This is a genomic window from Plantactinospora sp. B24E8 (genome assembly GCF_039871735.1).
Lineage (GTDB): Bacteria > Actinomycetota > Actinomycetes > Mycobacteriales > Micromonosporaceae > Plantactinospora.
The window spans coordinates 83,233-104,270 of record NZ_JBDPMH010000019.1 but is presented as its reverse complement, the minus strand read 5'-3'; the positions used below and the strand labels follow the sequence as shown (position 1 = coordinate 104,270).

At 72.3% G+C, this 21,038-nt stretch carries 21 protein-coding genes and 1 pseudogene; 15 read left to right on the top strand and 7 right to left on the bottom strand.

All coding sequences use genetic code 11. The annotated features are described in order from the left end of the window. Positions 1-5 precede the first annotated feature (5 nt). The 3 genes and pseudogenes from accB to ABGB21_RS24335 form a co-directional block, all read right to left on the bottom strand. Complete coding sequence (accB, locus tag ABGB21_RS24345) at positions 6-533, bottom strand: acetyl-CoA carboxylase biotin carboxyl carrier protein (protein ID WP_347654981.1); 528 nt, start codon at positions 531-533, stop codon at positions 6-8. 164 nt (positions 534-697) lie between these two features. Next, positions 698-2,410 (bottom strand): annotated as a pseudogene (locus tag ABGB21_RS24340) (acetyl-CoA carboxylase carboxyltransferase subunit alpha); the annotation flags it as partial. Further along, on the bottom strand, positions 2,407-2,760 hold the full coding sequence (locus ABGB21_RS24335) for a TcmI family type II polyketide cyclase (RefSeq protein WP_347654982.1): 354 nt from the start codon (positions 2,758-2,760) through the stop codon (positions 2,407-2,409). The pseudogene ABGB21_RS24340 and the gene ABGB21_RS24335, both read right to left, overlap by 4 nt. Before the next feature lie 597 nt (positions 2,761-3,357). Here ABGB21_RS24335 and ABGB21_RS24330 point away from each other — a divergent pair. The 3 genes from ABGB21_RS24330 (at position 3,358) to ABGB21_RS24320 (ending at position 6,108) form a co-directional block, all read left to right on the top strand. Continuing rightward, positions 3,358-4,221: a bacterial transcriptional activator domain-containing protein gene (locus ABGB21_RS24330; protein WP_347655029.1), complete on the top strand. Its 864-nt coding sequence runs from the start codon at positions 3,358-3,360 to the stop codon at positions 4,219-4,221. A 173-nt stretch (positions 4,222-4,394) separates the two neighbouring features. Next, positions 4,395-4,739, top strand: a complete 345-nt coding sequence (locus ABGB21_RS24325; protein ID WP_347654983.1) for a TcmI family type II polyketide cyclase — start codon at positions 4,395-4,397, stop codon at positions 4,737-4,739. 22 nt (positions 4,740-4,761) lie between these two features. Then, positions 4,762-6,108 carry an NAD(P)/FAD-dependent oxidoreductase gene (locus ABGB21_RS24320; RefSeq protein ID WP_347679724.1) on the top strand — a complete coding sequence of 449 codons (1,347 nt, stop codon included), beginning with the start codon at positions 4,762-4,764 and terminating at the stop codon, positions 6,106-6,108. Positions 6,109-6,198: 90 nt separating this feature from the next. On the opposite strand, the gene ABGB21_RS24315 is transcribed toward ABGB21_RS24320, so the two are convergent. After that, positions 6,199-7,137, bottom strand: a complete 939-nt coding sequence (locus tag ABGB21_RS24315) for an oxidoreductase (protein WP_347679722.1) — start codon at positions 7,135-7,137, stop codon at positions 6,199-6,201. A gap of 109 nt (positions 7,138-7,246) precedes the next feature. Here ABGB21_RS24315 and ABGB21_RS24310 point away from each other — a divergent pair, with 109 nt between their 5' ends. Then, positions 7,247-7,681 carry a MarR family transcriptional regulator gene (locus ABGB21_RS24310; RefSeq protein ID WP_347679720.1) on the top strand — a complete coding sequence of 145 codons (435 nt, stop codon included), beginning with the start codon at positions 7,247-7,249 and terminating at the stop codon, positions 7,679-7,681. A gap of 291 nt (positions 7,682-7,972) precedes the next feature. Here the strand turns inward: ABGB21_RS24310 and ABGB21_RS24305 are convergent, their stop codons facing one another. The 3 genes from ABGB21_RS24305 to ABGB21_RS24295 form a co-directional block, all read right to left on the bottom strand. Continuing rightward, positions 7,973-8,887, bottom strand: coding sequence for an oxidoreductase (locus ABGB21_RS24305; protein WP_347654987.1), 915 nt, complete (start codon positions 8,885-8,887; stop codon positions 7,973-7,975). Positions 8,888-8,942: 55 nt separating this feature from the next. Then, entirely contained in the window at positions 8,943-9,452 is a 510-nt protein-coding gene (locus ABGB21_RS24300) for a GNAT family N-acetyltransferase (protein ID WP_347679718.1), read from the bottom strand. Positions 9,453-9,573: 121 nt separating this feature from the next. Next, the gene (locus ABGB21_RS24295) at positions 9,574-10,032 is read right to left on the bottom strand and encodes an SRPBCC family protein (RefSeq protein ID WP_347654989.1); all 459 of its coding nucleotides are present in this window, start codon (positions 10,030-10,032) and stop codon (positions 9,574-9,576) included. Between the two features lie 302 nt (positions 10,033-10,334). Here ABGB21_RS24295 and ABGB21_RS24290 point away from each other — a divergent pair, with 302 nt between their 5' ends. The 11 genes from ABGB21_RS24290 to ABGB21_RS24240 all read left to right on the top strand — a co-directional run bounded on the left by ABGB21_RS24290 (position 10,335) and on the right by ABGB21_RS24240 (position 21,034). Then, the gene (locus tag ABGB21_RS24290; RefSeq protein ID WP_347654990.1) at positions 10,335-10,565 is read left to right on the top strand and encodes a hypothetical protein; all 231 of its coding nucleotides are present in this window, start codon (positions 10,335-10,337) and stop codon (positions 10,563-10,565) included. Positions 10,566-10,610: 45 nt separating this feature from the next. Beyond that, on the top strand, positions 10,611-11,042 hold the full coding sequence (locus tag ABGB21_RS24285) for a hypothetical protein (RefSeq protein WP_347654991.1): 432 nt from the start codon (positions 10,611-10,613) through the stop codon (positions 11,040-11,042). 457 nt (positions 11,043-11,499) lie between these two features. After that, positions 11,500-12,438, top strand: a complete 939-nt coding sequence (locus ABGB21_RS24280) for a PmoA family protein (RefSeq protein WP_347679716.1) — start codon at positions 11,500-11,502, stop codon at positions 12,436-12,438. Next, positions 12,435-13,193 (top strand): cupin domain-containing protein, encoded by a 759-nt coding sequence (locus ABGB21_RS24275; RefSeq protein WP_347654993.1) that lies wholly within the window; start codon positions 12,435-12,437, stop codon positions 13,191-13,193. Before ABGB21_RS24280 ends, ABGB21_RS24275 begins: the two co-directional genes overlap by 4 nt. Positions 13,194-13,221: 28 nt before the next feature. Next, positions 13,222-14,301 carry a Gfo/Idh/MocA family oxidoreductase gene (locus ABGB21_RS24270; RefSeq protein WP_347654994.1) on the top strand — a complete coding sequence of 360 codons (1,080 nt, stop codon included), beginning with the start codon at positions 13,222-13,224 and terminating at the stop codon, positions 14,299-14,301. Then, positions 14,295-15,350, top strand: coding sequence for a PmoA family protein (locus ABGB21_RS24265; protein ID WP_347654995.1), 1,056 nt, complete (start codon positions 14,295-14,297; stop codon positions 15,348-15,350). Before ABGB21_RS24270 ends, ABGB21_RS24265 begins: the two co-directional genes overlap by 7 nt. After that, on the top strand, positions 15,343-16,761 hold the full coding sequence (locus ABGB21_RS24260) for a glycoside hydrolase family 5 protein (RefSeq protein ID WP_347654996.1): 1,419 nt from the start codon (positions 15,343-15,345) through the stop codon (positions 16,759-16,761). Before ABGB21_RS24265 ends, ABGB21_RS24260 begins: the two co-directional genes overlap by 8 nt. Beyond that, positions 16,748-17,680, top strand: a complete 933-nt coding sequence (locus tag ABGB21_RS24255; RefSeq protein WP_347654997.1) for a sugar phosphate isomerase/epimerase family protein — start codon at positions 16,748-16,750, stop codon at positions 17,678-17,680. The genes ABGB21_RS24260 and ABGB21_RS24255 overlap by 14 nt, the downstream gene beginning before the upstream one ends. Beyond that, positions 17,677-18,669, top strand: a complete 993-nt coding sequence (locus ABGB21_RS24250; protein WP_347679714.1) for an NAD(P)-dependent oxidoreductase — start codon at positions 17,677-17,679, stop codon at positions 18,667-18,669. Before ABGB21_RS24255 ends, ABGB21_RS24250 begins: the two co-directional genes overlap by 4 nt. Then, positions 18,666-20,522 (top strand): dihydroxyacetone kinase family protein, encoded by a 1,857-nt coding sequence (locus tag ABGB21_RS24245; RefSeq protein WP_347679712.1) that lies wholly within the window; start codon positions 18,666-18,668, stop codon positions 20,520-20,522. The genes ABGB21_RS24250 and ABGB21_RS24245 overlap by 4 nt, the downstream gene beginning before the upstream one ends. Beyond that, positions 20,519-21,034, top strand: a complete 516-nt coding sequence (locus ABGB21_RS24240; protein ID WP_347655000.1) for a ribose-5-phosphate isomerase — start codon at positions 20,519-20,521, stop codon at positions 21,032-21,034. Before ABGB21_RS24245 ends, ABGB21_RS24240 begins: the two co-directional genes overlap by 4 nt. The last annotated feature ends 4 nt before the right edge of the window (positions 21,035-21,038 follow it).

Below are 21,038 nucleotides of genomic sequence, written 5' to 3'. Positions count from 1 at the left end.
TCGACTCACGCCGGTACCAGGGCGAGCAGCGGCTGTCCGAACTCCACCGGATCGCCGTCGCCGACGAGCACCTCGACGACCCTTCCGGCCTGTTCGGCCACCACCTCGTTCATCAGCTTCATCGCCTCGACGATGCAGACCACCTGTCCGGCCTCGACCCTGTCGCCGACCTCGACGAACGGCGGTCCGCCGGGCTCCGGCGACCGGTAGAAGGTGCCGACCAACGGCGCCGGCAGGATCCGGCGTACGTCGGTGACGTCCTCCTCCCGGACCGTTCCGTTCGACGGCGGCACGGCGGGCACCGGCGCGACGTCGAACGGCGACGTTCCGACCCCATCCCCCGGCGTCACCGGTTCGGCCTGCCATTCGATCTCCAGCACCGCGTCACCCCGGCGCAGGTGGATCCGGCGCAGTGGACCGGACGTCTCGGCGAGCAGCCGGGACGCCTGTCGACGCAGTTCGGCGAGTTCCGTCCGGTCGCCCTCGGCGCCGGCGTCGACGCCGTTGACGGCGTCGGGCGACACGGTGACCATCAGGACCTCGTTCCGGTCGGCAGCACAACCACCTCGGTCCGGGACGTCCCGGACCACAGCCCCGCGGGTACGACGGCCGGAGCGGCACCCGGTACGGCAGCCGGTACGACGCCCGAGGCGGCAGCCGGTATGACGCTCGAGGCGGCAGCCGGTATGACGCTCGAGGCGGCTCCGTACCGGCGGAACCGGCGGCGCCGACGCCGGACCAGTTCGTCGGCGGGCACCTCGGACAGGGGGGCCAGGGTCTCCAGCAGGGCCTGGCGGAGCAGCGCGGCGGCACCGGCCGGATCCCGGTGCGCGCCCTCGGCCGGCTCCGCGACGATCCCGTCGGCGACGCCGAGCCGGAGCAGGTCGGGTGCGGTGAGCCGGAGGGCGTTGGCGGCCCGGGGTACCGCCGCCCGGTCGTTCCAGAGGATCGCCGCACAGCCCTCGGGGCTGATCACCGAGTAGACCGCGTTGCGCAGCATCAGTACCCGGTCGGCGACAGCCAGGGCGAGGGCCCCGCCGCTGCCGCCCTCGCCGATGATCACCGCGACGACCGGGGTCCGCAGGCCGGTCATGGTCAGGATGCTCTGGGCGATCGCCGCCGCCTGGCCCTGCCGTTCGGCCTCGACCCCCGGGTACGCCCCGGGCGTGTCGATCAGGGTGACCACCGGCAGCCGCAGGCCGGCCGCGAGCCGCATCACCCGCATCGCCTTGCGGTAGCCGGCCGGACTCGCCATGCCGAAATTACGTTCCCGCAACTCCCGGGGATGGTGGCCCTTCTGGTGTCCGACCACGGCGACGTACCGGTCGCCGAGCCGGGCCAGGCCGGCGACGATCGCCGGGCAGTCGACGCCGAGCCGGTCGCCGTGCAGTTCGACGAAGCCGTCGAACGCGGTGGCCAGATAGTCCAGGGTGGTCGGCCGGTCGGTATGCCGGGCGGAACGGACGATCCGCCAGGCCTCCGGCTCCGTCGCCGGACCAACCGGGCCGGAGCCGCCTGCGGTCAGCGTCGATCCGACCGCCGGCGGTCCGGCCGGGCCCGCGGGGACGGCGGGGACGGCGGGGACGGCGTTCCCGGCCCGTCCGGTACCGGTGGCGGCGAGCAGCCACCGCAGCCGCGCCGGCAGGTTCCGGCGCTGCACCACCATGTCGACCTGACCGTGCCGCAGCAGGAAGTCGCTGCGCTGGAAGCCGTCCGGCAACGTCTGGTGGATGGTCTGCCGGATGACCCGGGGACCGGCGAATCCGAGTCGGGAACCGCTCTCGGCCACCACGACGTCGGTGCAGGTGGCGAAGGAGGCGGCCACTCCCCCGTACGTCGGGTCGGTGATCAGGCTGATGGTCGGCAGGCCCGCCTCGCGCAGGGCCGCGATCGCCTGACTGATCGTGGCCATCTGCATCAGCGCGAGCACCCCCTCCTGCATCCGCGCGCCGCCGGAGGCGGTGACGAGCAGGAGTGGCAGACGCTCGGCCAGCGCCCGCTCCGCGGCCCGGGTGATCAGTTCCCCGGTCACCGAGCCGAGACTGCCGCCGAGGAACCGGAAGTCCATCACCGCCAGGACGAGCCGGTGACCGCCGAGCGTGGCGGTACCGCAGAGCACCGCCTCGGCCAGCCCGGTCGCGGCCCGCGCGGCGGCCAGCCGCTGCGGGTACGGCACGGAGTCGACAAATCCGATCGGGTCGACCTGGACCGCCGGATCGGGCAGCGGGTCGAAGCTGCCCGGGTCGACCAGCTGACGGATCCGCTCCGGCGCGTCGAGCCGCCGGTGGTCCCCACACTCCGGACAGACGTCGAGGTTGCGCCGCAGCCGCTTGCGGTAGAGCAGGGCCGGGCAGGCCTGGCACCTGATCCACGACGGCCGGTCGGGGTCGGTGAACGCCTCCGGGGTCATCGCCCACCTCCGGTCGAGCCGGCGGTCCCGGCCGGGGCGTCCCAGCGGTAGAAGCAGCGGGCCATCGCGTCCGCCGGACCGCGCCAGGTCGCCAGGTACGGCGTGACGTGCGGAGACAGCCGCTCGCTCACCCGGACGAACTCCGGGTGCCGGCGTACGCTCTCCACCGCGGCGGCGCCCGGATGCTCGGTCTCGATCAGGTGGACGTACAGGTCGTGCAACCGGAAGAGCGAGCGGTGCCGTACGCCGACGAGGCGCGGCAACTCGGTCCGGTCCGACTCGGCGAAGATCCGCGCCACCTGTTGTTCCGCGGCCGGAACGACCTTCGCGACGATCAGTGAGCGATCCATGGGGCAGCCTCCCTGGGCCCAAGTCCCGCACTCCGGGATCACTGGCAAGCGGATCCGGGCCGCACGGCGAGGACTGCCCTGGTGGCGGTCCCCCGACTGCGGCCTCGTCCGGACGACTGGGAACCACCCTGCTGGTGGCCTGTCACCGCGTCGTCACCCGAGCAGGTCCCCGGATGAATTCCACTGGTGACGCTCTGGTGACGGAAGACCGGCACAATACGCCCGCTCGGGCGCTCCGAGCTCTGCCGAACGGACCGGTCGACGCGGGCTTATTAGCAGCTCAGCCGGGATGTCATCGGATCACCCGAGCGGGTCGGATTGCTGACCAGCCAGTTGACCGAGCGTAACGACGATTGATAGCGTTCGTCACGCTCTGAAATATCCGGCTGGCCGAATCCGACGCCGGCCGGCCGGGCGGCGTCCGGAGCGCCGCCGGCGGGGCAGGACGGCGGAACGCGGCGCCGTCCAGCGGAGCGGGCTCCGGGACGCTGACTTCCGGGTGCAGGAGGGTGGGCCGTGACCTCTCGGCAGAGCACGCGGCACGGCGATGCGCACGGGCCACCGGCCCGTCAGTCCGACCCGTCGTCGCCCCGCTCGATCCAGCTGCTGCTGCTCGACGGATTCGGCCTGCTGCACGACGGGGTGCCGGTCGCCGTACCCCGGGGTCTGCAGCGGATCGTCGCGCTGATCGGGTTGCGGCCGGGCGCGACCCGGGCGCACCTGGCCGGGCTGCTCTGGCCCGACACCTCCGACGACCGGGCGATGTCCTCGCTGCGGACCGCACTGTGGCGACTGCGCCAGGACGGCAACTGCCCGCTGCTGGTCACCGGCGACACGGTCCGGCTCGACCCGGTCGTCGCGCTCGACGTCGACGAACTCGTCCGGACCGCCGACGAGGTCCGGGACGGCGGCGACCCGCGCCGGGCCGCGAAAACCATCACCAGCGGCCGACACGACCTGCTGCCCGGCTGGTACGACGACTGGGTCCTGCTGGAACGCGAACGGCTGCGCCAGTTGCGGTTGCACATGCTGGAGGAGATCGCCCGTGGTCATCTCCGGGCGGGACAGCACGGCGAGGCGTTGCAGGCGGCGCTGGAGGCGGTCCGGGCCGAACCGTTGCGCGAGACGCCACACCGGTTGATCGTGGAGACGCATCTGGCCGAGGGAAACGCCTACGAGGCGTTGCAGGCCTTCTACGTCTACCGGGACCTGCTGCTGCGCGAACTGCAACTGGAGCCGTCCCCGGCGATGTCCGAGCTGCTCAGTGATCTGCTCGCGCCGATCCCCCGGCCGACCATCACCCGTTCGCCCCGGCCCCGCCCGTATCCGGCCCGGCCCGGCCCGTACGACGCGGCCCAGCCGGCCCCGCCCACCCCGGGTCGGGCGGTGTCCCCCGGTACGGCCCGGCCCGCGACAGCCACCGACCGGTCGCCGCTGTCGGCGATCCCCGGCCGACGCTGACCCGCACCAGCGGCCGACGCCGACCTGCCCACGATGGGCTCATCGTGTCCGGTCCGGCGTCACCCACGCGTCAACCGACGGCAACGGGCCGCGGCCGACGGATGATGGCCGGGTGACGTGGTCGGGGCGATGGTGACCGGGCCGACCGCCCTTCCCACCACTGAGGAGCCGACATGAACCGTGTGCTGATCGTGGGCCGGATCGTCCCGGGCACCGAGGAGGAGATCGCGAAGATCTTCGCCGAGACGGACGAGACCGACCTGCACACCGTCACCGGGGTGCGGCACCGCTCGCTCTACTGTCTCGACGATCTCTGTCTGCATCTGATGGAGACCGAGGACGACGCGCCGGCCCGGCTGGCCCAGGCGAACCGGCACCCGCTCTTCGTCACCGTCCAGGAGCGGCTCGGCGCCTTCGTCTCGCCGTACTCGCCGACCTGGCGGTCGCCCCGCGACGCGATGGCCCGGTGCTTCTACCAGTGGAACGGTCCCGGGTCGGCGACCGGCGACGTCCGCTGATCCCGGCGACGGGAGAGTTCCGATGACCGACGAACCGTTGCACGTGCTCATCATCGGCGCCGGCACCGGCGGCATGTGCCTGGCGCACGGACTGCGCCGCGCGGGGATCAGCGTGGCGGTGTACGAGCGGTACCGCACCCGCAGCGACGGCCTGCACGGCTACCGGGTGGGGATCAACCCGACGGGCTGCCGGGCGCTGCGGGAGTGCCTGCCGCCGGAGCTGTTCCAGACGTTTCTGGCCACCACCGCCCGGCCGCCCCGGTACTTCAACGTGCTCACCGAGCAGCTGCACCGGACGGCCTCGTTCCCGCTGCGGCCGGACGCCGACCCGACCAGCATCGACCAGTCGGTCTCCCGGATGACGCTGCGCCAGGTGCTGCTCACCGACCTGGAGGACGTCGTCCACTTCGGCCGGACCTTCACCCACTTCCAGCAGCGCGACGGCCGGGTCACCGCGTACTTCGCCGACGGCACGTCGGCCACCGGGGACCTGCTGGTCGCGGCGGACGGCACGCACTCGGCGGTCCGCCGGCAGTACCTGCCGCACGCGGTGGTCAAGGACGCCGGCAGCATCAACATCGCCAGCAAGATCCCGCTCACCGAGTACACCCGGAGTCTGCTCTCCGACGAGGTGCGGCAGGGCATCTCCCTGATCTTCGGGGCCGGCGGTGTGATGGGCGTGCTGCACGTGATGGAGTTCAAGTGGGATCGGCGCGGTGAGATCAAGCCGGGGATCGGGGTCACCGACGCCAGCATGATCTCCAGCTGGCCGGGCCTGCTCTACGACAACACCCGGGACCACATCAACCTGATCATCTGGACCACGGCGAGCCGGTTTCCGGCGAACGTCATGGAGCTGCGCGGCGAGCCGTTGGCGCAGATCGCCCTGGAGCTGACCCGCAACTGGCACCCGAACCTGCGGGAGCTGCTCCGGCACAGCGATCCGGGCAGTGTCGTACCGGTCAAGGTGGCCACCTCGGTGCCGGTCGAACCGTGGCCGAGCAGTCACGTCACGCTGCTCGGCGACGCGATCCACACCATGACGCCGGGTCGGGGGGTGGGCGCGAACACCGCGCTGCGGGACGCCGCGCTGCTGCGCCGGGAACTGGTCGCCTGCGCCGCCGGTGCCAAGTCGCTGCTGTCCGCGGTCGCCGACTACGAGGCGGAGATGATCCGGTACGGCTTCGCCCGGGTCGCCGACTCGCTGCGGACCAACGGCACCAACGGCGACGACCGGATCTACAAACCGGTCATCGGTCGGCTCGCCATGCTCGCCGCGCGGGGCTACTTCAGTGTGACCAGTCGGGTGCCGCCGCTGCGCCGCAAGTTCGTCGACCAGCTCTACGAGTACCGGGGCGCGGACGGCTGACCCGGACCGCGGTCGGGGCGGCGCCGTCCACCGGGGCCGCGCGGGCCTCCCCCGCCCACCGGGGCGAGAGCCGGAGCCCGGCCAGCCTGGTCAGGCCACCGGGGTGAGCCGGAGTCCGGTGACCCGCTCCGAGACGTCCCAGAGCCGTCGGGCGAGCGCCGGGTCGTCGGCGGGCGGGACCAGCGGGACCGGCCCGGGCCGCATCCGCCCCGTCCGCCGCTGTGGACCGACGTAACTGCCGCCGGGCAGGTCCGGGACGGTGGCCGCGTAGAGCAGCGGCAGCGCCCCCTGCTCGGCGTCCCGGCCCAGCACCGCGCCGATGACGGCGACCACCAGACGCTCGACGGGCGTCCGGGCATTGTCCTGCATCGGGGTACGCGCCATGCCGGGGTGGGCGAGCAGGCTGCGGACCGGCGAGCCGCTGGCGCGCAGCCGCCGGTCGAGTTCCACCCCGAACAGCGCGTTGGCCAGCTTGGAACCGACGTAGGCCCGGCCGGGCGAGTAGCCGCGTTCACCGGCCAGGTCGTCGAGGTCCAGCCTGCCCCACGGATAGAGGGCGGAGGTGACGGTGACGATCCGGGGGTCGGTGCCCCGGGTCAGGCTCTCCATCAGCCGCAGGCTGAGGGCGAAGTGACCGAGGTGGTTGGTGGCGAACTGGCTCTCGTACCCCTGTGGGCTCAGCCGGTGCGGCTGGGTGGCGATGCCGGCGTTGTTGATCAGGACGTCCGCCGGCCGCTCCTCGCCGGCGAGCGGGTCGGCGAAGGCCCGTACCGAGTCCAGGTCCAGCAGGTCCAGCGCTCTGAGTTCCAGGTCGGCCGCGGGAAGGAGTTCGCGGAGCGTGCTGGCGGCCCGCTCCCCCTTCGCCAGGTCCCGGACCGCCATGACCACCGACGCGCCGCGGGCCGCCAACTGCCGGGTGGTGATCAGACCGAGTCCGCTGCTGGCGCCGGTGACCACGATCCGGCGGCCGGACAGGTCCGGCAGGTCGTCGGCGGTCCACGTCTCTGAGCGGGTCCGTGGTGTTGACATCGGTGCCTCCTGGGCACGTCAGGACGCCGACAGCCGGCGTACACCCTTGAAATTCTCAAGCATTTCCATGACAAACTCAAGGAGACTCTCAAGGAGTTATACTGATCACGTGGCCGATACGCAGCTCACCGGCACCCTGGTGGACCAGGTCGTCACGTTGGCCCAACGGACCCTCGACGACCTGCGGGACATCCTGCGTACGCTCGACCTGACCGAGCCGGTCGCCAACCTGCTGTGGCTGGTGGACCCCGCCGCGGACCCAGCACCCCTGCGCCAGCTCGCCGAACGGCTGCACTGCGACCCGTCGAACATTTCGCTGATGGCGACCAAGCTGGAGGAACGGGGTCTAGCCGAGCGCCGGCCACACCCCCGGGACGGCCGGGTCCGCACCCTGGTCCTGACCGATGCTGGGGAACGGGTCCGGGCCCGGCTCGCCGACCGGATGGAGACGGCGTCACCGCTGGCCGCGCTCAGCACCACCGAGCAGCGGCAACTGCACCAGCTGCTGTCCAAGGCCCTGGGCACCCACCGCAGCGGGCGGTAGCCGGTAACCACCCGACCCGTCCCTGGGCCGACCGGATCAGCGGCCTCACCCTGGTTCGGCTGCTCGGCCGCACCGCCGGCCTGGTCGCCGCGCTGGCGCTGCTGCACCCCGATCCCGCCGCGTCGGCTCCGGCCACCGCCGACGCCGGCAGCGGCACGCCGCGCCCGGCGACGCGGTACTCCCGGCCGCATCCGAGCGCTCGCCGGGCCGACGGCCCGGCCACCGCACAGCGGCCGGGCCACGGTACAGCGCGGACCGGGCCGGTCGCCCGGGTCGGAACCGGCGGGTGCGTCAGGAGGAGGCGACATCCTCCATTGGATCGCGGTGGATGGAATCCAGCAGGGCCAGATCCTCGCCACTGAGGCGCAGCGCACCGGCGGCGACGTTCTGCCGCAGATGGTCCGGGTCGCCGGTGCCCGGAATCGCCAGCACGTGCGCCCCCTGGTGCAGCGTCCACGCGATGCGAATTTGGGCCGGGGTCACGCCGTGCGCCCGGGCGACGGAGTGGACCGCCGCGTTGTCGATGCCGCTCGAACCAGACTCACGGCCGGCGGCGGCGATCGCGAAGAACGGTACGAAGGCCACGCCCCGCTCGCCGCAGACGCGTACGAAGTTGTCGTGGTTGCGCCGGTAGTCGATCCCGTACGGGTTCTGCACACAGACCACCGGGGCGATGGCCTGGGCCTGGTCGAGGTGCTCCGGTCTGACGTTGGAGATACCGAGATGCCGGATCAGCCCGGCGTCACGGAGTTCGGCCAGGGCGCCGAAGTGCTCGGCGATCGACTCGAGACCGTTCTGGCGCAGGTTGACGACGTCGAGGTGGTCGCGGCCGAGCTGACGCAGGTTCTCCTCGACCTGGCCGCGGAGCTGGTCGGGCCGGGCCAACGGCAGCCACCCGCCGGACGGGTCCCGGCCGGGACCGACCTTGGTGGTGATCACCAGGTCGTCGGGGTACGGGGCCAGTGCCGTGTTGATCAGTTCGTTGGCGGAACGGAGCGCCGAGAAGTAGAAGGCAGCAGTATCAATGTGGTTCACGCCCAGCTCGACGGCCCGTCGCAACACGGCTGTGGCCCGGTCCCGGTCGCTGGGGGTGCCGTCGGCGGCGGCGGTCAGCCGCATCGCACCGAAACCGAGCCGGTTCACCGTCAGGTCGCCGAGCGTCCAGGTGCCCGATGCCCCGGCGGTAGTGATCAGGTCCGAAGTCATCTGCAAAGCCTGCCAGTTCATCGCAGCCCGCCCCGAGGGGGAGTACGTTCCGAGGTCAGGGAAGATCGCGGCGCATGCAGACCCGGGGCCACTCGTCCAGTCCGAGTGCCGCCTCGTGTGCACGGATCGCCCGTAGTCCCGGGGTCAACTCGGAGTTGTCAAGGACCCGGAAACCGCACCGCCGGTAGTAGGGCGCGTTCCACGGCACCTCAAGGAAGGTGGTCAGGGTCAGCGCCGGTACGCCGTCGGCCACCGACCGGCCGGCGACGTACTCGATCAGGGACCGGCCGATGCCGCGCCGCGCGTACCCGGGATGCACCGACACCTGCTCGACGTGGACGTTGCCGTCGACCTCGTCGGTGAGCAGGTAGGCCACCGGATGGTCGTCCGGATCGGCCGCCGTCCAGATCCGACCGGCCTGCCGGAACCCGGACAGCGCCTCGACCGTCGGCGGCTCGTGGTCGGCGACCTCCGGCATGCCGTACTCCCGGAAGGCCTCACCCGCCGCCAGTTCGATCTCCCGCAGGAGTTCCAGCTCGTTCTCCGCAGCCTGTCGAATCCGCACCGCGCCATTCTGCGCCGGAGCCATCACCAGGGCCCGCGAATATCGGTCCCCGCCGGGCGTACCTTCCGCTGCGACGTGCCCATCCGCTGACCGGTCCAACGCCCTTGACCAGTCGGGAGCGTCAGGTGGCCAGCGACGTGGCGAGGAAGGCGTTACGACGGGCGATCAGCTGGCTGAGGTAGCCGGAGAGGCCCAGCCTGGCCACCAGGACTCCGACGACTCCGACGGGCGCGGTGAAGTCGATGGCGTCCCGCATGATGGTGCGGGCGGGGTCGGAAGGGTCGGGCGTGAAGGTGTGCTCGTGCCACCACCGGGTGAACGGCCCGCGCAGCTGCTCGTCGACAAACCGGTACGGCCGCTGATACTCAGTGACCTGCACGGTCATCCGCCACGGAACACCACAATGCCGGGCCCGCCAGGTGACGACATCCCGTGCGCCGAGCCGGCCGGTGGTGACCCCGGCGACCGCCCGCTCCCGACTGCCTGTCATTGATCTGGTGTGCAGATCCACGTCGAGGCAGGCGTCGAACACCGACTCCAGGTCGGCCATGACGGTGGTGGTCAGCTCGATCCGGGCCATGGCGGCGATCGTACCGACAGGTCACCGCGAGCCTCTGGTGACGGCCTCGGCCGACACCGACCGGTGGCCGTACCCGGTCCGGACGCCGGTGGGGCATGCTGTCGCGTGAGATGGTTCGAGGAGCCCGGGGCGATCCTGCGCAAGGATCCCGGGACGTGATTGTGGGTCCGTGCGACGTCGAAGGACGGGATCTCGGCGGTGCGGCGGGCGTTGCCCGGCGAGTGGTTGCTGGACGGGCGGTAGGCTCGCCGGCCAGTTGGCGAGACCTTTGACGTGCTCATCGACGGGGAGGAGCCGCGCAGATGGCGATCCTGGTGGAGTTCGAACTGGTCCGGAAGGACGGCCGAGAGGTGGAATACGCCTTCGGCCACCCCCCGGACCTGGACCGTCGGCTGGTCATCGAGAAGGCGACCGGCGAGGGGGCGCCGCGCGACGGGCGGCGGGACATGGCGTACGCCGCAGCGTTCCGGAAGATCATACGGTTCCACCACAGTGAGCAGCGGTGGCCCTCGAGAGGCGGCTATGCGGCATGACCCCGATCGGAGGATTCCGTGACACCGACGGGATCACGGTGACCGGTGCGGCGGCTGTTCGACCGCCCGTCGCAGCTCCCCGAGCAGCTGGTGGAGGTGGGTCGGGGACGACGGCTCTACCTGCACGCCATGCACAGTGTCGTCGACTGGCTGGCGTTCGCGGTCTGGGAGGACGGCCGACTGGTCCGGTCCCTGAGTCTCTCGCCTGGCGGCGGCATCGCCGAGGAGATCGGCGACCGGCTCCCATTCGAACGCCCCTACTGGGCAGGGCAGTTTCCGGTGGAGCCCGATCCGTACCACGAGGACGACCAGCCGTACGCGCTGCCGTTCCATCCGCTCGACCTGGGCGAGCGGGCGATGCTGGAATTCTTCGGCTTCTGCGTCGAGGGGTGCTCCACGGGCGAGGATGTCCCCGAGCCGGTCGTGGACGTCTGGGGCGTCGAACTGCAGGGCTTCCGGCTGACGCCGGCCGGGTGACGGCGGGGTCGCCGTAGCGGAACCGCGTCGCGGGGCGAAAGGCCGGGCCGGACCGGGCCGCGCTACCTGCGGATGCCGGGGGGCTCGCAGTTGTACCAGGTCGCGCTGGTCCTGGCCGGCGGCCGAAAGTTTCGGCCTAATGCCGAAACATCCAGTCCGTCACCAGAGGATCGGCGAACCCCGGCCGGGGAGCGCCGGCTACGAATGTTCATGCAGGTCAACACGGATTCGCCAACGTTGCGCAGTGGAGGGCTCCACCTCGGGTGACGCCGTGACATCCGAGCTGAACCGGTTTGGATCTTGACGTGGCGACCGGAACGGGGTTAGCTCGGGAAAACGGTTACCGATAACCCTGACCCTGGCTGTCCACTATCGACACTGGTCACCGCGCGGCCCTGACCGGCGGCAGCGGGACCGGCGGTCGCGGCATCCCGCCGAGCGAAAGGCACCCGAGCTCATGACCTCCGCAGACGGTACGGCCGACCGGGCCGGCACCCTGACCGTCACCCACGAACACGGGCACCGGATCGTGGTCGACGTCGCCGGGGTCGAGATCGCCACCTACGTCTACGACGACAGCCGGATCGACCCGTACGAGTCACCGAAGCCGTACCTGCACCCGTTGCGCACCCTCGGCGGCGCGCTGGTGTCGGCGTACCGGCCGAACGACCACCGGTGGCACAAGGGCATCCAGATGACGATCTCGCACCTCTCGGGGCAGAACTTCTGGGGCGGACACTCGTACGTCCGCAACCAGGGCTACACCCGACTGGACAACATCGGACGGATGCGGCACGACTCGTTCGAACTGGTCGACGTCACCCCGACCGAGCTGACCCTGCGCGAGACGCTCACCTGGCTCACCTCGACCGGCGAACACTGGGTCGCGGAACACCGCGAGCTGCGGCTCCACGGTGTCGACCGGGCACGCGGCAGCTGGATGCTCGACTTCGGCACCGAGCTGCGCAACATCCGGGGCGCCGACCTGTCGATCGGCAGCCCGACCACGCACGGTCGGCCGAACGCCGGCTACACCGGGTTCTTCTGGCGCGGGCCGCGTGGCTGGGCCGGCGGTCAGATCGTCACCCCGGACGGCGGCGGCGACCCGGAGAGCATGGGCACGGTGTCACCGTGGCTGGCGTACACCGGGGAGCACGACGAGGTCGACGGCGGCGGCACCGTGCTGGTCTTCGCCGGCAGCTCCAGCGCGGACGTCCCGCTGAAGTGGTTCGTCCGGAACACCCCGTTCCCGGCGATCAACCCGTCACCCGCCTTCGACCAGGAAATCCCGCTCGCTCCCGACGAGACGCTGCGGCTGCGACACCGGGTGGTGATCGCCGACCGGGCCTGGGACCGGGCCGAGATCGAGTCCTTCGCCGCGGAACACCAGCCGTGACCGACGCACCTGCCCCACCTCCCGGCGGGGCGCCACCGCCGTTTCCCGGCGCGGTCGGCATCACCGGGTTGGAGGTCTATCCCTGGCGGACCGACGACGGGCTGCACGGCGGCTCGCCGCACGTCCACCTCTGCTGCACCGAGTGCTACGTGGTGACCGGCGGCCGGGGCCGGCTGCAGACCCTGACCCCGGGCGGCTTCACCGAGTCGCCACTCGCCCCCGGCGACGTCGTCTGGTTCACCCCCGGCACCATCCACCGGGCGGTGAACGACGGCGACCTCCAGGTGGTGGTCGTCATGCAGAACGGCGGCCTGCCGGAGGCCGGCGACGCCGTCCTCACCCTGCCGCCCGAACACCTGGTGGACTCCGAGACGTACCGGCGGGCGGTGTCGCTGACCGACGGCTCCGGGGAACCGTCGGCCGACCGGGCCCGGGCCCGCCGCGACCTGGCGATCGAGGGCTTCGCGGAGCTGCGGCGACACGTCGAGGCCGGCGACACCGGGCCGCTCGACGCCTTCTACGCGGCGGCGACCGCCCTGGTCCGACCCCAACTCGACACCTGGTCCCGACGTTGGACCGACGGGCCGGTGGCGGTCAGCCGGCGCACCGGGGAGCAGATCGAGGCACTGCGGCGCGGCGACCACCGGCACCTGACCGGGGCGACCGTCTCCCGGATCGCCCGACCCGAGCAGACCACCCTCGGCATGTGCGGCTTCCTGCACGCGTACGACCCGCTGCGCACCGGCCCCGACTGACCCCGAACCCCACCTGAGGAGCTGTGCCGTGGAACCCCTCCGCGTCGCCGTCGTCGGCACCGGCAACATCGCCCGCATCCACGCCGAGTCGCTGCGGGAGCTCGGCGATGACGTACGCCTGGTCGGCGCCGTCGACGTCAACGCCGACCGGCTCACGGCGTTCGCCGACCGGTACGACGTACCGGCCCGGCACGCCGACCTGACGAGCCTGCTGGAGAAGGACCGCCCCGACCTGGTGCACCTCTGCACCCCGCCCGGCTCGCACCACCCGCTCGCCCTGGCCTGCCTCACCGCCGGCAGCAACGTCCTGGTGGAGAAGCCGCCGACGCTGAGCCTGGCCCAACTGGACGAACTGGTCGAGGCCGAGAAGAGGTACGGCGCCACGGTGGCGACCGTCTTCCAGCACCGGTTCGGGACCGGGGCGCTGCGGCTGCGGGCGCTGCTCGACTCCGGGGTGCTCGGACGTCCGCTGGTCGCGGTCTGCCACACCACCTGGTTCCGCGACCAGGCGTACTTCGACGTCGAGTGGCGGGGTCGGTGGGACACCGAGGGCGGCGGGCCGACGATGGGGCACGGCATCCACCAGATGGACCTGCTCTGCGCGATCCTCGGCGACTGGACCGAGGTGTCCGCGATCGCCCGGCAGCAGGCCCGACGAATGGAGACCGAGGACGTCAGCATGGCGCACGTCAGCTTCGCCAACGGTGCGGTGGCCAGCGTGGTGAACAGTCTGGTCTCGGTCCGGGAGGAGAGCTACCTGCGCTTCGACTTCGAACGGGCCACCGTCGAGGTCACCCACCTGTACGGGTACGGCGACGACGACTGGCGGATCACCGCCGCCCCGGAGCACGCCGACGAGGTGCTGGCCGCCTGGCGGGCCGGCCCGGCCGGGGTACGCAGCGCCCACCGGGCCCAGTTCGCCGAGGTGGTCCGGGCGCTACGGGCCGGTACGCCGCCCCCGGTCGACTCGGCGGAGAGCCGGCGGACCATGGGACTCGTCGCCGGGGTGTACGCCTCCGCGTTCACCCGCTCCCCCGTCCGCGCGGCCGACCTGACCGCCGACTCACCGTTCTACCGCAAGATGGAAGGCAACGGACCCCGATGGTGAACATCTCCGCCCCCGTCGTACCGGCTCCGGCCCCCGCACCGGCCCCGCTGCCGGGCGGTACGCCGGCCGGGTCCGGCCGGTCCGGCGGGCCCGGCAGCGGGCTGACCGTCAACCACGACGTCGGCCGGTCGGTACGGGTCGGCTGGCATGGCGCCGAACTTCTCCGCTACGTCTACACCCCGGAGGAGCCGGCGGAGGAGTCGCCGCGCCCGTACCTGCACCCGCTGCGGACCCTGGCCGGCAACGAGGTCAGCCTGTACCGGCCGCACGACCACCGGTGGCACAAGGGACTCTGCTTCGGCATCTCGAACTTCGGGCCGGACAACTTCTGGGGCGGCGGGACGTACGTCCGGGGCCGGGGTTACCAGGCACTGGACAACATCGGGCGGGTCGAACACCACGACTTCCCGGTGCTGCGCCGGGACGCCGACGCCGTACGGCTGACCGAGCGGCTACGCTGGGTCGCCGCGCACGGTCACCCGGTCGCCATCGAAGAGCGCCGGCTCGCGGTGGCGGTCTGGGCCAACCTCAGTGCCTGGCTGCTGCAGTTCTCCACGGTGCTGCGCAACAACACCAACGAGACGATCACGATCGGCAGCCCGACCACCCAGGGTCGGGAGAACGCCGGGTACGGCGGAATGCTCTGGCACGGACCCCGCTCGTTCATCGGCGGCCGGGTGGTCACCGAGGACCGGACCGGCGCCGACGAACTGATGGGCTGGCGTGGCCGCTGGCTCGGTTTTGTCGGTCAGCACGACGGTTACGGGCCGCCCGGCACGCTCGCCTCCACGCTGGTCTTCCGGAACCATCCGACGAACCTGGGCGCCGAGACGACCCGCTGGTTCGTCCGTACCGAACCGTACGCCTGCCTCGGCCCGGCACCGTTCTTCGACCGCGAGTACCCGCTCGCGCCCGGCGCCGAACTCCGGCTGCGCTACGACGTGGTGATCGCCGACGGCGAGCGGGACGTGGCCGGCTGTGGCCGGCTCGCGGACCGCGCCGGCGGCACCGACCTGTTCGCCCGCGACCCTGAGGAGCACCATGGCTGACATCCCCTCCCCCCGGCACGGCTTCGTCCGGGTCGACGGTGACCGGCTGGTCACCGACGACGGCAGCACGGTGGTGCTGCGCGGCGTGGGCCTCGGCGGCTGGATGAACATGGAGAACTTCATCACCGGCTACCCGGGGACCGAGTCGCAGCAGCGGCGGGCGCTGCGGGCGACCCTCGGCGCGGAGGGCTACGAACGGTTCTTCGACCGGTTCCTCAGTGTCTTCTTCGCCGACGCCGACGCCGACTACCTCGCCTCGCTCGGCCTGAACTCGGTCCGGGTGCCGTTCAACTACCGGCACTTCGAGGACGACGACCGGCCGTTCGAGTTGAAGGAGGAGGGGTTCCGCCGGCTGGACCAGGTGGTCGACGCCTGTGCCCGGCACGGCATATACACCATCCTCGACCTGCACGCGGTGCCCGGCTACCAGAACCAGCACTGGCACAGCGACAATCCCACGCACTGGGCGCACTTCTGGACCCACCGGCACTTCCAGGACCGGGTCGTGCACCTGTGGGAGGCGCTCGCCGACCGGTACAAGGACAACCCGTGGGTGGCCGGCTACAACCCGGTCAACGAGCCCGGTGACGCGGTCGGCGAGGCGATCGGCCCGTTCTACCGTCGGCTGGAGGCGGCGATCCGGGCCGTCGACCCCCGGCACGTGCTCTTCCTCGACGGCAACCGCTACTCCACCCAGTTCGACCAGCTCGGCGACCCGCTGCCGAACACCGTCTACACCGCGCACGACTACACCCTGCCCGGCTTCGTCGACGGCGGCCCCTACCCCGGGATCTCCCGGGGCGAGTACGTCGACCGGGACGTCCTGGAGCGGACCTTCCTGGCCCGGACCGCGTACATGCGCGACACCGGCACCCCGATCTGGGTCGGCGAGTTCGGGCCGGTCTACACCGGTGACCCGGAGCGGGACACGCAACGCCGGCAGATTCTCGCCGACCAGCTGGAGATCTACGCCGAGCACGGGGCGAGCTGGGCACTGTGGACGTACAAGGACATCGGGTTGCAGGGGCTGGTGCACGCCGACCCGGACGGTCCGTACCTGCGCCGGATCGCTCCGGTGCTGGAGAAGAAGGCCCGCCTCGGGGTCGACTCCTGGGGCTCGGTGGACACCGGGGTACGACACGTCATGGAGCCGATCGAGCGGCTCTTCGCGGAGGAGTTCCCGGACTTCCAGCCGTACCCGTGGGGACAGCACGGCTGGGTCCGGGGTCTGGTCCGGCACATCCTGCTCGCCGAGCCGATGGTCGGCGACTTCGCCCGCTGCTTCGAGGGGCTGACCCCGGAGGAGGCCGAGGCGCTCGCCGACTCGTTCGCCTTCGACCGGTGTCTGCGCCGCGAGCCACTGGCCGAGCTGCTGCGTGACGCGCCGGGGAGGCACCGTGTCGACGGCTGACTCCGGCTGGGCGCTGGCCGCCGCGATGCTGCCCTTCCCGGCCGAACTGCGGCCCGGCGTACCGGTGCAGGACGCACCGGCCCAGACCTGGCGGGACATCCTGGCCGAGGTCGCCGCGGAGGGTTTCACCGAGGTCGACCTGACCGACTCGTGGGTCCGGGTCGCCGACCTCCCGCCGGCCCGGTTGACCGAACTCGGCGAGGCGGTCCGGGCGGCCGGGTTACGCGCCGAGGCGGTCTCGGTGATCCGGCGCAGCGTCATCGACCCGGTGGCCGGGGAGGAGAACCTCGCGTACAGCCACCGGGCGATCGAGGCGGCCGCGGCGCTCGGCTGCTCGGTGGTCAGCGTCGGCCTGCACCGGCCGCTGACCGAGCGGCAGCGTGCGGTGCTGTGGTTCTGGACCGTGGACGGGCCGCGTGACGCGGACGACCCGGAGAACCGCCGGCTGGCCGCGGCCCGGCTGCGCGAGCTGGGTCGGCACGCGGCCGAGGTCGGCGTCGCGCTGTCGCTGGAGATGTACGAGGACACCCTGCTCGGCACCGCCGACTCGGCCGTCCGTCTCGTCGAGGAGATCGGACACCCGAACGTCGGACTCAACCCCGACCTCGGCAACCTGGTCCGGCTGCACCGCCCGATCGAGCCGATCGAGGTGATGCTCGAGAAGTGCCTGCCGCTGACCAACTACTGGCACGTCAAGAACTACCACCGGTTCGAGGACGGCACGACGGGTGCGGTGCTGAGCACGCCGACGTCGATGGAGCTCGGCGTGATCAACTACCGACGGGCGGTCCGGGACGCGATCGGGTACGGCTTCACCGGCGCGTTCTGTCTGGAGCAGTACGGCGGGGACGGCCTCGGGGTGATGGCCACGAACCGCCGCTACCTGGCCTCGATCCTGCCCCCGAAGGAGGCGCCGTGAACCGCGATCCGGTCGACCACAGTGGAGCCGCGACGGCTGCCCCGGGACGGGACGGCGCCAGCACGACGGTCGCCGTCCTGGGCCTGGGCGCGATGGGGCTGCCGATGGCACTCCGGCTCGGCGGTGAGTTGCCGGTGTGGGCCTTCGACGTCTCCCCGGAGCGTCGGGCCCTCGCGGTCGAGGGCGGTACGCACGCCGCGGCCAGCCCCGCCGAGGCGTGCCGGAGCGCGGACGTCGCGGTGCTGGCGGTGCGCGACGAGGAGCAGTTGAGGTCGGCTCTGTTCGGTGCCGACGGCGCGGTCCACACCCTGCGGCCGGGCGCGGTGGTCGTGCTGACCAGCACGGTCGGCCCGGAGGCGGCCCGCGCCGTCGCGGCGAGCCTGGCCGAGGGCGGCGTCGACCTGGTGGACGCGCCGGTCAGCGGCGGGCCGGTCCGGGCGGGCACCGGCGATCTGCTGATCATGGTCGGCGCGGCGGACCGGGCACTCGCGAACGCCCGCCGGGTGCTCGACCTGCTGGCCTCCACCGTGTACGTCGTCGGCCCGAACCCCGGTGACGGCCAGACGATGAAAACGGTGAACCAACTGCTCTGCGGCATCCACACCGCCGCCGCGGCCGAGGCGTTGGCGCTGGCCCGCGCACTCGGTCTCGACCTGGACACCGTGGTGCAGGTGCTCGGTTCGGGGGCGGCGGCGTCGTTCATGTTGGCGGATCGAGGGCCACGGATGGCGCGCGCGTACACTGGCGACGTCGAACTGCGGTCCCGGCTGGACGTGATCAACAAGGACATGCACATCGTCGGCAGGGTCGCCTCGGCGGCCGGGGTACCGACACCGGTCGCTGCCGCCGCCACCGCGCTCTACACGCTGGCGATGCGCCAGGGTATGGCGGCCGAGGACGACTCCCGGCTCGTCACGCTGCTGGCGCCGGAGGACGGCACAGCCGGGCCGGGGCCGGCCCGCGCCCGAGGCGAAGGAGCTGACCGTTGACCCGACTCTTCAACGATCCCGCCGCGTTCAGCGACGACATGCTCGCCGGTTTCCTCGACCTGCACCACCGCTACGTCCGGGGTGTCCCCGGCGGAGTGGTCCGGGCCGGCCAGACCCGCGCCGGCAAGGTGGCGGTCGTGGTCGGCGGCGGATCCGGACACTATCCGGCGTTCTGCGGCGTGGTGGGTCCCGGCTTCGCCGACGGTGCGGTGGTCGGCAACATCTTCACCTCGCCGTCGGCACAGCAGGCGTACGAGGTGGCCCGGGCCGCCGACAACGGCGCCGGGGTGCTCTTCCTCTTCGGCAACTACGCCGGGGACGTGATGAACTTCGGGCTGGCCGAGCAGCGGCTGCGCGCGGAGGGGATCGACACCCGCACGGTACTGGTCACCGACGACATCGCGAGTGCCGGGCCGGCCGAGACGGAGAAGCGCCGGGGCATCGCCGGCGACTTCGTGGTGTTCAAGACCGCCGCCGCGGCGGCCGAGGCCGGCTATCCGCTGGCCGAGGTCGAGCGGGTGGCCCGGGCCACCAACGACCGGACCCGCACCCTCGGCGTGGCGTTCGCCGGCTGCACCCTGCCGGGCCAGGACCATCCGCTGTTCACCGTGCCGGCCGGCACGATGGGGCTCGGACTCGGCATCCACGGCGAGCCGGGCGTCTCCTCCGACGACCTGCCGACCGCCGCCGAACTCGCCCGGACCCTCGTCCGGGGTGTCCTCGCCGAACAGCCGGCCGGGGCCGGTTCCCGGGTCGCCGTCATCCTCAACGGGCTCGGCGCCACCAAGTACGAGGAGCTGTTCGTCGTCTGGAAGACGGTCTCCGAGGAGCTCTCCGGTGCCGGCCTGACGGTGCTGGACCCGGAGGTCGGCGAGCTGGTGACCAGCCTGGACATGGCCGGGTGCTCGCTGACGCTCTGCTGGTTGGACGAGGAACTGGAGCGTTTCTGGTGCGCGCCGGCCGACACTCCGGCGTACCGGAAGAACCCGCACCTGGTCGAGGTGTCCGCCGGTTCGGCGCCGCCGGCCGGGAACGGGGCGGCCCGGGTGCCGGGCAGCCGTACGAGCGGTGACCGGGCGGCCGCGAGCGGACGCCACGATCCCGGCGGCGGGCCACCGGAAGCGCCTCGGAGCAGTGCCGACTCCCGCGCGTACGGTCGGGCGGTCGCCGAGGCGCTGACCGAGGTCGTCGCGGCGATCGCGGACGCCGAGGCGGAGCTGGGTCGGCTCGACGCGGTCGCCGGCGACGGTGACCACGGACGCGGCATGCTGCGCGGGGTGACGGCCGCGCTCGAGGCGGCCAGGGTGGCGGTCGACGATGGACACGGGCTGGCCTCGGTGCTCGGTGCGGCCGGCGATGCCTGGGCGGCCCGGGCCGGCGGCACCTCCGGGGTGTTGTGGGGGGCGGCGCTGCGGTCGGCCGGCGAGCATCTGGGCGACGAGCGGAGCCCGGTCGGCATCGCCGATCTCCGGGACGCGGTCGGGGCGGCGGTCGAGACCATCCGGGGGCTCGGCGGCGCGGAACCCGGCGACAAGACGCTGTTGGACGCTCTGGTGCCGTTCCACGACGCGCTCGACGCGGCGGCCGGTGCCGGCGACAGCGTCGGGGCGGCCTGGCGTGAGGCGGCGGCGGTGGCCACCCGGGCGGCGGACGACACCGCCGGGCTGCGTCCCCGGGTGGGCCGGGCCCGGCCGTTGGCCGAGCGGAGCGTCGGCACCCCGGACCCCGGGGCGGTGTCGCTGGCGCTCTGTCTCCGGACGGTGGCGACGACAGTCGACCGGCACCTCTCTGAGGTGTCATCCGACCGGCACCTCTCTGAGGTGTCCGACCCGGAACAGGAGCCGGCCAGATGACCGACAACCGGCTGCGTGTCGTCGTCGGCTGCGACGACGCCGGCCTGCAGTACAAGGAGATCCTCCGGGCCGACCTGGAGGCGGACGACCGGGTGGCCTCGGTCGAGGACGTCGGCGTCGGCCGGGGGGACGACACGGCGTACCCGCATGTCGCCGTCGCCGCGGCGCGACTGGTCGCCCAGGGCCGGGCGGACCGGGCCTTGCTGATCTGCGGCACCGGCCTGGGAATGGCGATCGCGGCCAACAAGGTGCCGGGGATCCGGGCGGTGACCGCCCACGACAGCTTCTCGGTGGAACGCGCGGTGCTCAGCAACGACGCCCAGGTGCTGGCCATGGGGCAGCGGGTGATCGGGCTGGAACTGGCTCGCCGGCTGGCCCGGGAGTGGCTGGGCTATCGCTTCGACACGGCGTCGAACTCGGCCGCGAAGGTCGCCGCGATCAGCCGGTACGAGTCGAGCGTCGACGGCGGCGCCGGCCTTCCGGACGACAACCCCGGAGCCGGCTGCGACTGACCGG